A 12,224-nucleotide genomic window follows, 5' to 3' on the forward strand; every position below is an offset into this window, starting at 1 on the left:
CTAAGTGGGAAAGGATGTAGGACTCCCAAAACAACCAGGATGTTGGCTTAGAAGCAGCCATCATTTAAAGAAAGCGTAACAGCTCACTGGTCTAAATAAGGGGTCCCGCGCCGAAAATGTACCGGGGCTCAAGCCATACACCGAAACTGCGGGTGCATCTTTGATGCGCGGTAGCGGAGCGTTCTGTAAGTCTGCGAAGGGAGACCTGTGAGGGCTCCTGGAGATATCAGAAGTGCGAATGCTGACATGAGTAACGATAAAGAGTGTGAGAGACACTCTCGCCGAAAGTCCAAGGGTTCCTGCGCAACGCTAATCGGCGCAGGGTTAGCCGGCCCCTAAGGCGAGGCCGAAAGGCGTAGTCGATGGGAATGCAGTTAATATTCTGCAGCTTGGTGGTAGTGACGGATGCCGTGTGTTGTATCTCCTTATTGGATTGGGGGTGCAGCGAAGGTGTTCCAGGAAATAGCTCCACCGTATAAACCGTACCCGAAACCGACACAGGTGGACTGGTAGAGAATACCAAGGCGCTTGAGAGAACTATGCTGAAGGAACTCGGCAAAATGCTCCCGTAAGTTCGCGAGAAGGGAGACCTCAGTTCGGGCAACCGGATTGGGGTGGCACAGACCAGGGGGTGGCGACTGTTTATCAAAAACACAGGGCTCTGCGAAGCCGCAAGGCGACGTATAGGGTCTGACGCCTGCCCGGTGCTGGAAGGTTAAGAGGAGGTGTGCAAGCACCGAATTGAAGCCCCAGTAAACGGCGGCCGTAACTATAACGGTCCTAAGGTAGCGAAATTCCTTGTCGGGTAAGTTCCGACCTGCACGAATGGCGTAACGACTTCCCCGCTGTCTCCAGCATAGACTCAGTGAAATTGAATTCCCCGTGAAGATGCGGGGTTCCTGCGGTCAGACGGAAAGACCCCGTGCACCTTTACTACAGCTTCACACTGGTATTCGTCACGACATGTGTAGGATAGGTGGTAGACGTTGAAACAAGGGCGCCAGCTCTTGTGGAGTCACCCTTGAAATACCACCCTTGTCGTCATGGATATCTAACCGCGGTACAACAATATCCGGGACCGTGTGTGGCGGGTAGTTTGACTGGGGCGGTCGCCTCCCAAATGGTAACGGAGGCGCGCGAAGGTGGGCTCAGAGCGGTCGGAAATCGCTCGTTGAGTGCAATGGCATAAGCCTGCCTGACTGCGAGACTGACAAGTCGAGCAGAGACGAAAGTCGGCCATAGTGATCCGGTGGTCCCTCGTGGAAGGGCCATCGCTCAACGGATAAAAGGTACGCCGGGGATAACAGGCTGATGATGCCCAAGAGTCCATATCGACGGCATTGTTTGGCACCTCGATGTCGACTCATCACATCCTGGGGCTGGAGCAGGTCCCAAGGGTTTGGCTGTTCGCCAATTAAAGTGGTACGTGAGTTGGGTTCAGAACGTCGCGAGACAGTTCGGTCCCTATCTGCCGTGGGTGTAGGAGAATTGAGAGGATCTGTCCCTAGTACGAGAGGACCGGGATGGACGTACCTCTGGTGGACCTGTTGTGGCGCCAGCCGCATTGCAGGGTAGCTATGTACGGAAGGGATAACCGCTGAAAGCATCTAAGCGGGAAACCCACCTCAAAACCAGCTCTCCCTGAAGAGCCGTGGAAGACCACCACGTCGATAGGAAGCGTGTGGAAGTGCGGCAACGCATGAAGCTTAGCTTTACTAATAGCTCGTTCGGCTTGATCCTCTCATTAGTCAATGTTCATCTTTTAAATGCGCTACCGCCCTTCGGGCTACTTGAGCGCGTTTAAGACCAGTTTGCCCCTCAAGGGAAAAGGTTCGAACCGAAAGGTTCGTAAGCGCAAAGCGCGCCGGCCGGTCAGGCCGCCTCCCGGAGGCCAGCTGCAAAGCAGCGTGCGGCCGTGAGGGCAAACAAAAAACAAACCAAGACCAGTTCACAACAAACTGCGCTTCGCCGGCCTGGTGGCCCCAGCGGGGAGCCCCCACCCGATCCCATCCCGAACTCGGCCGTGAAACTCCCCAGCGCCAATGGTACTGCATCTTAAGGTGTGGGAGAGTAGGTCGCCGCCAGGCCTGCTAAACGCAGTTTGACAGTTTAGTGCGCTACCGCCTGTCGGCTACTTGAGCGCTAAATCTCTTCAACTTGAGCGCTCACGGCCGCACCGGGCTTCGCCCTGGCCTCCGCGAGGGCGGCCAAAAGTGGCCGACGCGCTTTGCGCTTGCCTTCGCTGCGCTTCGGAACAATCGTTCCATTCCAGCGAAATCAAATAGGGACCCTCTCCAAAAGGGAGCAGCCCACGCGACAACCGAAGATCCAAAAGATCGAGGACGCGCAAAACAAAAATAACGCGGGATGGAGCAGCCCGGTAGCTCGTCAGGCTCATAACCTGAAGGTCGCAGGTTCAAATCCTGCTCCCGCAACCAAAAAACAGCCGCCCATCTCGGGCGGCTTTTTTTTGCTTAGGGGTCGTCGATTTGAACCGGACGGGGTCCCCGGAAGGAGGGCTTTGCCCGACGCAACGGGGCAAAAAACACCAAATCCTGCTCCCGCAACCAAATTCGACAACAGCCTCATCCCGTAAGGGGTGGGGCTGTTGTCGTATTCGGTCAGTGGATACAGAGTTGGACCTCCCCGGGCCCCATCAAGGAGGACAACGTCCGACGCAGAAGGGCAAAAAACTCCCAAATCCTGCTCACAAAACCAAAAAAGCCGCCCATCTCGGGCGGCTTTTTTGCTGAACGAAACGCCCAAAATCTAATGACGCTGAAAGTCTCAAATTTGGACTTTAGGAACCTCAGCTTTCCTTCTGACGATCAAACATCAGAAAACGTGTCTGTTGGCATTCTCTTCCAATTTGAGTCCCCCGCAGGGTTCAAAAATAGACCGTTTGGCCAATGAGAATATCCTTTGATCCAGGTTAGGTGCTTGGGCCGAGTTCTTAGCTTTGTTGGTCAATTTCCAGGCGGATTTCATATTTGTTCGATTGGTTTGCGCCGCATGTGACGCCATTAACTTGACCTCTTCGACTCAAAGTGCAATATTTTGCATCGACGCAATATTTTGCACTTTGAGTGATGTGGATGGTGGTTGAGACAAAAAACAATCCGGATGTGGCGGCACGTGCTGCCTGGTTGCATTTTGTCGGGGGACTTACTCAGGGCGAAGTTGCGCGTCATCTCAACGTCACCAATACGCGTGCGCACCGATTGATTGCGCGTGCGCAAGCTGATGGTCTGGTTCAGATATTCGTCGATGTTGAAGCCACCGAATGCGTCATGCTCGAACGCCAGCTTATGGAGCGGTTCGGCTTGAAATTCTGCCGTGTTGCAATGGAAATACCGGAAAGCGGTCCCATGCCGTTGCGTTCGCTCGCCACCGTCGGTGCCCAATACCTGATGGAAGTATCGAGCGGAAGCCGTCACAAGATCATCGGGCTTGGGAATGGCCGTACACTGACCGCTTCCGTGAATGCGATGGGACGGGATCCGGTCGTCGGAAAGCAGTTTGTGTCGGTTCTTGGCGGTCTGACACGCTCTTATGCCGCAAACCCCTATGACGTCATTTATCGCCTGGCCCAAAAAACGGGAGCGGAAGCCCATCTTCTGCCTGCTCCGCTTTATGCCAACAGTGCCGCGGATAAGGAAGTGATGACGAAACAGTTCGGCATTGCGGACACAATGGCTCTGATTGATGAGGCGTCGCTTGTTGTTCTTGGTGTCGGCAGCCTTGACCCTGACAAGGGAAGCATCATTGACACGGCCATTGATGATCCAAACCGCACGAGGCAGCTGCGCGAAAGCGGAGCCGTAGCGGAACTACTAGGCCAGTTTTTCGACATTGAAGGACGGCAGATTGAAACGGAGTTTGACCAGCGCGTCATGGCGCCGCCAATAGCGAGCCTGAAAGGCCGGGAAGTGACCGCGATTGCTGGAGGAGCAAACAAGGTCAGGGCGATCACAGCTGCACTCAAAAATGGGCATTTGACTGGACTATTGACTGACGAGGTAACAGCCAAGGCGCTTCTAGAAGATCAAAAATGACGCGGTGCGCCAGATTTCACCAGGGAGGAAATAAGGATGTACGACAAGGAAAAAGATGCCATAGGGGCGTTTTTGCGTGGGGAAATGGATCGCAGAGCGCTCATCCGACGTCTTGGTGGGCTCGGGATGACCGCAGCCTCCGCAGGCACGCTCTACAACATGATGGCGTCGAATGCGCTTGCTGCTGATTTCGATTGGCAAAAGCACAAGGGCAAAAGTGTCAAGCTGCTGTTGAACAAACATCCCTATACGGATGCCATGATTGCCAATCTGCCGGCTTTCAAGGAATTGACCGGTATGGATGTCAGCTACGACATCTTTCCTGAAGACGTCTATTTCGACAAGGTAACTGCGGCGCTGTCATCCCGCTCCAGTGAGTATGATGCGTTCATGACCGGCGCCTACATGACGTGGACCTACGGTCCGGCGGGGTGGATTGTCGATCACAATGAGTGGATCAACGATCCTTCAAAAACCAATCCGAACTACAATTGGGATGACATGCTGGAAGGCGTGCGCAAATCCTGTGCGTGGAACGGTGTTCCGGGTGGTGAGCTTGGCTCTGATGATGCCAAGCAATGGTGCATTCCCTGGGGCTATGAGCAGAACAATCTCACCTTTAATGCCGCCATGTTCGAAAAGGCCGGTGTGAAAGTACCGACCAATCTGGACGAGATGCTTGAAGCAGCAGCTGCTGTTCAGGCCGGAAATGACGGTGTTTACGGAATTGGCGTGCGTGGGTCTCGCTCTTGGGCAACGATCCATCCAGGCTTCCTTTCCGCTTATGCGAATTTCGGTGAATCCGATCTGAGCAATGATGGTGGCAAGCTGAGCGCTGCAATGAACACGGCAGGATCAAAGGAATTCCACGCCAAATGGGTCAAGATGATCCAGGAAAGCGGTGCCAGCGATTGGTCAACCCATACCTGGTATCAGGTGGGTACGGATCTGGGAGCCGGTAAGTCGGCAATGATCTTCGATGCTGATATTCTGGGTTACTTCATGAATGGCGGTGAGAACGCAATGGCTGGCCAGCTGCAGTTCGCGCCATTTGCGGCTAACCCGGCAGCCTCTGCGCCAACGCCAAATATCTGGATTTGGTCGCTTGCCATGTCGAAGTTCTCCAAGGACCTGGATGCGACCTGGTACTTCATGCAGTGGGCTTCGGGTCCGGAGCACGGCTTGTTCGGTGCAACTGAAATGGATTTCGTCAACCCGGTCCGCAAGTCGGTTTGGGACAGCGACCTTTTCCGCGAACGGCTGAACAAGAACTATCCGGGATATGTCGAGATGCATGATGTCTCTGCGCCCGGTGCGTCGATCAAGTTCACCGCACAGCCCTTGTTCTTCGACCTGACAACCGAATGGGCAGCCACTCTGCAAAGGATGGTCGCCAACGAGGTGCCAGTCGATGAAGGCCTTGATCAACTCGCTCAGAGCATGAATTCTCAGCTCAGTGAAGCGGGACTGAGATAGGTCGCAGCCTGCGGCATACGCGGCTCCCAACGTCGCGTATGCCGTTCTGATCCTTTCGACAATAATTCTTCAAGTCTGGTGTTTTAATGACTGACACCGTGATGACCCGGCGACGCCAACTGATTTCGCCCAGGGTGCTTCCTTATGTTTTGAGCTTGCCGGCACTGATCGTTTGCATCGGCATTCTCATTCCGTTCGTGACGGCAATTTATTACTCACTCCAGCGCTACCGGATGTCCCAGCCCTGGAACCGGGAAATGAATTGGGGTGAGAACTACGTCAAGTTTCTGACTGACGCAGATTTCTGGAACACGCTGAAGGTATCGCTTGTCTATGCCGGGTCCACAGTGGTTCTGGAACTCTTGCTTGGGCTGGCGATTGCTCTGCTTCTGAAAAAGCGTAGCCGTGTCAACAACTTCATTTCCATCATGCTGCTTCTGCCGCTGATGACAGCGCCTGCACTGGCTGCGCTGATGTTCAAGCTGATGACAAATCCGAACTTCGGTATCCTGAGCTATTTCATGCAGGTCATCGGCTTTGACGACTTCCGCTGGGGGTCCTCGCCGGATACGGCGCTCTTTACAGTGATCCTGGTGGATATCTGGGTCTATACGCCTTTCATGATGATCCTGCTTCTGGCTGGTTTGCGTTCGCTCCCAACCCAGCCTTTCGAGGCAGCGGCTTTGGACGGTGTGCCGCAACTTGAGCAGTTCTGGCGGATCACTCTGCCTATGCTGATGCCCTACATCCTGACGGCCGCCCTGTTCCGCCTTCTCGATTCAATTCAGCAATTCGATATCATTTACGCCATGACCCAGGGTGGACCAGGCGATACCTTGATGGTGTTTCAGGTTGAGGCTTATCTGAACTTCTTCCAATCGACGAATGTCGGGCGGTCTGCGGCACTGCTGCTGATCCTCTGGGCCATCACCTATGTGCTCTCGAATATATTCGTCAAGAACTGGTTGCGACTGCGTGAACGCGCAAAAGGGGGCGCGTGACATGGATCATACTTCTTTCCTGGAACGCTGGTTTCGGCGTGTTGCGCTTTCGATCATCGTGATCTTTTTCATGTTCCCGATTTTCTGGATCGTGCTCATGAGCCTTCAGACCAATGAAACAATCCTGCGCTCGCCGCCATCAATGTCCTTCGTACCGACATTCGACAACTATTTGGCAATTCTTGCGGGCCGCCTGGACTCCAACGTCGCCAGCATGGGCATCGATTTTGTGAACAATCTGATGAATTCGATCATCCTGTCCGTCTGCTCGGTAGCGGTTGCACTCTGTCTGGGGGTGCCTGCGGCCTACGCCTTCGCCCGGCACAAGTTCAAAGGCTCGGAAGACATCGCCTTCACCTTGCTCTCCTTTCGATTTGCCCCGCCGCTATTGGTCTTGTTGCCGCTGACCCTCTACTTTCAGGAAATCGGTCTGGCAGACACCTATCTTGGCCTCGTGTGGGTCTATCAGTTGATTTGTCTGCCGTTGATCTTGTGGATCGTGCGTGGCTATTTCGAGGACATTTCTCCAGACATTGAATATGCCTACAGGATTGCGGGCCACAGCTGGTTCTCGACTTTCCGAAAAATAGCATTGCCACTGGCCGGTCCGGGCATCGCGGCAGCAGGCCTGCTTGCGTTCATATTCGCCTGGAACAACTTCATATTTGCGCTCGTGCTGGCCTCTGCAGATAAGCAACCGGTCACGGTCGGTGCACTTGCATTCGTCACCGCGTCCGGCATCCAGTATGGGCAGATCGCTGCTGCAATCGTGCTGTCGATCGCACCCACGCTGGCGCTGGCACTTTGGGCACAAAGATATCTTGTCGAAGGGCTCTCCCTCGGTGCGGTGAAGGGCTGACCAGATGGGATTTCTTGAACTCAATTCATTGTCAAAGTCGTTCGGAGACGAGATCGTTCTGGACGGTGTGTCGCTCAGCGTCCCGGAAGGCGGAACGCTGGTTTTGTTCGGGCGGTCCGGAGCCGGCAAGACTGTCCTTTTGCGCAGTATCGCAGGAGCTATAGATCCTGATGGCGGGTCCATCATGATCGGAGGGGAAGACGTTACCTCTGTGCCTCCCGAACATCGCGGTATCGGCATGGCTTTTCAGAACTTCGCGCTGTTCCCGCATATGACGGCCTACGACAATATCGCCAGTTCGCTGACTTCTAAACGCATGTCCGCGTCAGAAATCCGCACGAAGGTAGATGCCGTTGCCCAATTGTTGAAGATTGAGCATGTGCTTTCGCATGCGCCAAAGGCACTTTCCAATGGTCAGAAGCAGCGAACCGCGCTTGCCAGGGCACTCGTTGCGGAGCCGAAGATCCTCCTGCTTGATGACCCACTGCGCAATGTCGACGCGAAGCTGAGATTTGAAATGAGGCTCGAATTGCCGCGATTGCTGGCGGACCGTGGGGCGACGATCATCTATGTTACCCAGGACTACAAAGAAGCCATGGCCCTTGGGGATCGGATTGCCGTGCTGGACCAGGGGAACATCGTTCAAATCGGATCGCCCGAAGACATCTACAGACGGCCGGCGAACACGCAAATCGCCCAACTTTTCGGTGATCCGACAATCAACCTTCTCGATGTGGTGCCAAAGGAAGATGATCGCGGCCTGCATGCCTTTCTCTCCGACCAGCGGGTCGATTTTCACGGCCGGTTTCCGGGCGTCGCCGGCAGGGATTGCATCGTCGGCCTGAGACCGGAAGCACTCTCATTTACCGATGAAGGTGGCTTTCCGGTGACGATTGAGGCGGTTACCCCCTTCAACGAAAAGACCGTCACTTTGGCGACGACCTTGCGCGGTCGGGAAATCCTGTTGTCACAGCCCGCCCAAGATGCGGTTCCGGACGGCCCGGACGTAAACCTCCAGATCGCAGCCCAAGACGCGATCCTGTTTGACCGTGCGACGGGGGATCGAATTGCGCCCGAACCCGACGGAAACCAGGTGGAGGAGGCAGCATGACATCGCAACTTCATCTGAAATCTGTCAACAAACGCTACAATCCCGGTACAGACCACGAAGTGCATGCTGTGCAGGATCTCGACCTTGAAGTCGTGCGTGGAGAGATTGTGGCGCTGCTTGGATCGTCCGGTTGCGGAAAGACATCCACGTTGCGGATGATTGCCGGTTTTGAAGAAGTAAGCGCTGGCGAAGTCTCGATTGATGGACGCCGCATTGACCGACTTGCTCCAGCCAAGCGCGGTGTTGCCATGGCATTTGAGGGATACTCTCTCTATCCACCTTTGAGCATCCGGGAGAACATTGCATTCGCGCTCAAATCCGAGAAGCTTCCGCAATCTGACGTCGACAATCGGGTTGAACAAATCGCGGCCCTTCTGGAAATCAGCGATATTCTCGACAAGCGACCCAATGCCATCTCCGGTGGTCAGCAGCAAAGAGCAAGTTTGGGCCGGGCGCTCATACGGCGCGCGGATCTGCATGTTTTGGACGAACCCATGGGTCAGCTAGAGCCTCAGCTGAGGGCGATCCTTCGTGGCAGGATCAAGCACTATATCAAGGAGCATGAACTTACGGCGATCCTGGTCACCCACGACCAAACAGAAGCGAACGCGCTGGCCGACCGAATCGCAGTGATGGAAGGCGGTGTTCTTCAACAGTTCGATACGCCGGAACATCTGAAAAACAGGCCAGCGAATATCTTTACCGGAGCCTTTATCGGAGAGCCGCCGATGAACCTCTTCTCGGCTGTTGCCGGTGTTTCGGCCGACCGGGTTGAACTTCGTTTGTCGGCTGACACAGCATTGAGCTATCCGGCGACTGCATTTTCAGAAGAATTGCGCCAACGTATTCAGCATGAAGACGGGATCATGATCGGCATTCGTCCACACTCGGTACAATTGACCGAAGAAGGATTGCCGGCAGAGGTCTTTGCAAACCAGTGGCTAGGCGACCAGACACACATTGCAGCGCGGTTTGCAGGAGCAAGCATTGTGTCAGTTGTTCACGACCTGGCGCTGCCAAGGCCGGGTGACCAGATCAAGGTCTCTATCGCGGCGGATGATCTGCACATATTCGATACCAAATCAGGTGACGCGCTCAGCCATGGAGGGAGCCTGGCATGAGCGAAAAGGATCTCATTATCGGGATCGACGCCGGCACTTCTGTGATCAAGGCCGTGGCATTTGATTTGTCGGGGCACCAGATCGCGCTTGCGAGCCGGAGAAACGAATATACGTCGCTCGCCAATGGCGGTGTTGAGCAGGATATGAACCGAACGTGGCGTGACACGGTCGCCGTGCTGGGTGAGCTGGTTGAAGCAGTCCCTGCGTGTGCTTCCAGATGCGCCGCCGTTGCTGTCACAGGTCAAGGCGACGGGACCTGGCTCATCGACCGGAACGGCAACCCTGTACATGACGGCTGGTTGTGGCTCGATGCACGCGCAGCCGAAACATCGACGCAATTGGCCGAAGGGGCTGAAAGCCACGCCATTTATACGCGTACCGCTACTGGTCTCAATGTCTGTCAGATGCGAACCCACCTCTGCTGGATGAGGGACAATGCGCCTGAACTCTTGAAGCAGGCTTCGACGGCACTTCACTGCAAGGATTGGCTCTATTTCAAACTCACTGGGGTTCTGGCATCCGATATTTCAGAAGGCGTATTCACGTTCGGTGACTACCGGACAAGGGACTACAGCCCTGAAGTGATTGATGCTCTCGGACTGACGGACTGCAGGGAACTGTTGCCACCAATCATAGACGGGTCGGTTGTTTCCCATGGCTTGTCTGACGAAGCAGCGAAAGCATGCGGCCTGACGGCGGGAACACCGATTTGCCTCGGACTTGTGGATGTCATGTGCAGTGCGCTTGGTGCAGGACTTTATGATCCGGCGGTCGCACCCGGACTGACCATTCTTGGTTCGACAGGAATGCATATGCGTTTCGTTCCGGACGCAGAGGCTGTGGTTTTGAACGATGCAAAATGTGGTTACACCATGCCGTTTCCGGGCGGTTCTTTTGCGCAGATGCAAACAAACATGGCCGCCACGTTGAACATCGATTGGGCGCTCGGGATCGCCTCTCAGGTCTGCGCCACGCAGAATGTGAGCGTGGAACCGGAAACGTTTCTTGCCGCAATGGATGATCTTGTGATCGGAGCCAGACCGGGCAGCGCTTTCTATCATCCTTATATTTCGTCTGCAGGTGAAAGAGGGCCTTTCACCAATCCCGATGCGCGCGCAAGCTGGACGGGACTCGATCAGGGAACAACCTGGGCCGATATGCTGCGTGCTGTTTTCGATGGCCTCATACTCGCAGCAAGAGACTGCTACGAAACCATGGGCACCGTGCCGGGGGAAATCAGGCTTACAGGAGGGGCGGCAAAATCGAAAGCGTTTCGGACGCTGCTTGCCGCAGGTCTCGGAGCACCCGTGCGCACAATTGCGCAGCCGGAAGCTGGCGCAGCCGGTGCGGCGATGATTGCCGCGGTCCAACAAGGTCTTTTTGAAGATGTGGCGTCGGCGGTTGATATCTGGGTTATGCCGCATCTCAACGATGCCGAACTGCCTGATGAAGAGTTGACGCATCTCTATAGCGGTCTGTTCGACACATATCTGGAAACCCGACGTGCACTGCCGCACGTGTGGTCAAGTCAATCGAAAGCCAGGCGGGAGCTGAGTTGATGACAACAGTGGCAATCATTGGCGACAGGTTCATGGGTTCGTCCGTATTTGAACGGGAAATTCTCGCCTCATGCGGTGATCGCGTAACCTGCAAGTGCATCGACCTTGCCTGGCCGGACGAACCGATGGAGCACGGCTACGCAACGCCAGGATTGGAGGGTCTGAAGGAATACATGGGCACGCCTGAGATGGTGCTTGATCATTTGCAGGATGCGCAGGTGCTCGTAACCCATCTTGCCCCGGTTTCCGTCGGCGTTCTGGAAGCCGCACCCAATCTCAAGCTGGTTGGAGTGTCTCGCGGTGGGCCCGTCAATATCGCAATGGATGAAGCACGCGAACGAGGTGTCCTTGTTGTGAACACACCTGGCCGCAACGCGTCGGCCGTTGCTGAATTCACTATCGGTGCAATCATTGCTGAGACGCGCAACATCACCAAAGGCCATGACTCGTTGCGGAGAGGCGACTACAGAGGGGACCTTTATCGCGCCGATATTGTCGGAAACGAATTGTCCGACATGTGCATTGGTGTCATTGGCTATGGCAATGTCGGAACCCGCGTCGTTAAGCTGTTGAGGGCCTTCGGCAGCAAGATCCTGGTCACAGATCCGTATGTTCAGTTGTCGGTAGAAGACAGCCAGGACGGTGTAGAGCAGGTCGCGCTGGACCGTTTGCTGAGCGAGTCCGACGTTGTGACGCTCCATCCTAGGGTCACCAAGGAAACTACCGGGATGATCGGCAAGGAGCAATTCGCCGCAATGAAACCCGGAGCCGTGGTCATCAATACCGCACGCGGTCCCTTGATGGACTATCAGGCGCTTTTCGAGGCCTTGTCGAGCGGGCAACTTGGCGGCGCAATGCTGGAGACATTTGCGGTTGAACCGACCGATCCGAATGATCCCCTTCTGCAGCTCCCCAATGTGACGCTCACACCGCACATAGCGGGTGCATCCCAGAAGACCGTAAAAATTGCCGCACAAAGGATTGCTGAAGAAATCCGGCGATGGATTTCCGACGAGCCACCACTCAGTCCGTGTTGAGGTTT

8 protein-coding genes, 1 tRNA gene and 2 rRNA genes (1 of these 11 cut by a window edge) are annotated in these 12,224 nt (G+C 55.1%); all 11 read left to right on the plus strand.

Annotated features, from left to right (window positions below; genetic code table 11):
• A 23S ribosomal RNA gene (locus FIV00_RS05265) occupies window positions 1-1,740 on the plus strand; it begins 984 nt to the left of the window's first position.
• 232 nt (window positions 1,741-1,972) lie between these two features.
• Window positions 1,973-2,087, plus strand: a 5S ribosomal RNA gene (gene rrf / locus FIV00_RS05270).
• 274 nt (window positions 2,088-2,361) lie between these two features.
• A tRNA-Met gene (locus FIV00_RS05275) sits at window positions 2,362-2,438 on the plus strand.
• A 657-nt stretch (window positions 2,439-3,095) separates the two neighbouring features.
• Complete coding sequence (locus tag FIV00_RS05280; RefSeq protein WP_209006819.1) at window positions 3,096-4,055, plus strand: sugar-binding transcriptional regulator; 960 nt, start codon at window positions 3,096-3,098, stop codon at window positions 4,053-4,055.
• Window positions 4,056-4,091: 36 nt separating this feature from the next.
• Window positions 4,092-5,531, plus strand: a complete 1,440-nt coding sequence (locus FIV00_RS05285; RefSeq protein ID WP_152499764.1) for an extracellular solute-binding protein — start codon at window positions 4,092-4,094, stop codon at window positions 5,529-5,531.
• Window positions 5,532-5,617: 86 nt separating this feature from the next.
• Complete coding sequence (locus FIV00_RS05290) at window positions 5,618-6,532, plus strand: carbohydrate ABC transporter permease (protein ID WP_152499765.1); 915 nt, start codon at window positions 5,618-5,620, stop codon at window positions 6,530-6,532.
• A gap of 1 nt (window position 6,533) precedes the next feature.
• Window positions 6,534-7,391 carry a carbohydrate ABC transporter permease gene (locus FIV00_RS05295; RefSeq protein ID WP_152499766.1) on the plus strand — a complete coding sequence of 286 codons (858 nt, stop codon included), beginning with the start codon at window positions 6,534-6,536 and terminating at the stop codon, window positions 7,389-7,391.
• Between the two features lie 4 nt (window positions 7,392-7,395).
• Window positions 7,396-8,502: an ABC transporter ATP-binding protein gene (locus FIV00_RS05300; protein ID WP_152499767.1), complete on the plus strand. Its 1,107-nt coding sequence runs from the start codon at window positions 7,396-7,398 to the stop codon at window positions 8,500-8,502.
• Window positions 8,499-9,623, plus strand: a complete 1,125-nt coding sequence (locus FIV00_RS05305; RefSeq protein ID WP_152499768.1) for an ABC transporter ATP-binding protein — start codon at window positions 8,499-8,501, stop codon at window positions 9,621-9,623. Before FIV00_RS05300 ends, FIV00_RS05305 begins: the two co-directional genes overlap by 4 nt.
• Entirely contained in the window at window positions 9,620-11,182 is a 1,563-nt protein-coding gene (locus FIV00_RS05310) for an FGGY-family carbohydrate kinase (RefSeq protein WP_152499769.1), read from the plus strand. The genes FIV00_RS05305 and FIV00_RS05310 overlap by 4 nt, the downstream gene beginning before the upstream one ends.
• Window positions 11,182-12,219: a 2-hydroxyacid dehydrogenase gene (locus FIV00_RS05315; RefSeq protein WP_173005892.1), complete on the plus strand. Its 1,038-nt coding sequence runs from the start codon at window positions 11,182-11,184 to the stop codon at window positions 12,217-12,219. The genes FIV00_RS05310 and FIV00_RS05315 overlap by 1 nt, the downstream gene beginning before the upstream one ends.
• Window positions 12,220-12,224: the final 5 nt, after the last annotated feature.

Origin of the sequence: Labrenzia sp. THAF82 (genome assembly GCF_009363435.1) — a bacterium.
GTDB lineage: Bacteria > Pseudomonadota > Alphaproteobacteria > Rhizobiales > Stappiaceae > Roseibium > Roseibium porphyridii.

What these genes read in the sequence shown, in the direction of transcription:
- FIV00_RS05280 (WP_209006819.1), top strand. Translation starts at nt 3,096, where the DNA reads ATGGTGGTTGAGACAAAAAACAATCCGGATGTGGCGGCACGTGCTGCC.
- FIV00_RS05285 (WP_152499764.1), top strand. Translation starts at nt 4,092, where the DNA reads ATGTACGACAAGGAAAAAGATGCCATAGGGGCGTTTTTGCGTGGGGAA.
- FIV00_RS05290 (WP_152499765.1), top strand. Translation starts at nt 5,618, where the DNA reads ATGACTGACACCGTGATGACCCGGCGACGCCAACTGATTTCGCCCAGG.
- FIV00_RS05295 (WP_152499766.1), top strand. Translation starts at nt 6,534, where the DNA reads ATGGATCATACTTCTTTCCTGGAACGCTGGTTTCGGCGTGTTGCGCTT.
- FIV00_RS05300 (WP_152499767.1), top strand. Translation starts at nt 7,396, where the DNA reads ATGGGATTTCTTGAACTCAATTCATTGTCAAAGTCGTTCGGAGACGAG.
- FIV00_RS05305 (WP_152499768.1), top strand. Translation starts at nt 8,499, where the DNA reads ATGACATCGCAACTTCATCTGAAATCTGTCAACAAACGCTACAATCCC.
- FIV00_RS05310 (WP_152499769.1), top strand. Translation starts at nt 9,620, where the DNA reads ATGAGCGAAAAGGATCTCATTATCGGGATCGACGCCGGCACTTCTGTG.
- FIV00_RS05315 (WP_173005892.1), top strand. Translation starts at nt 11,182, where the DNA reads ATGACAACAGTGGCAATCATTGGCGACAGGTTCATGGGTTCGTCCGTA.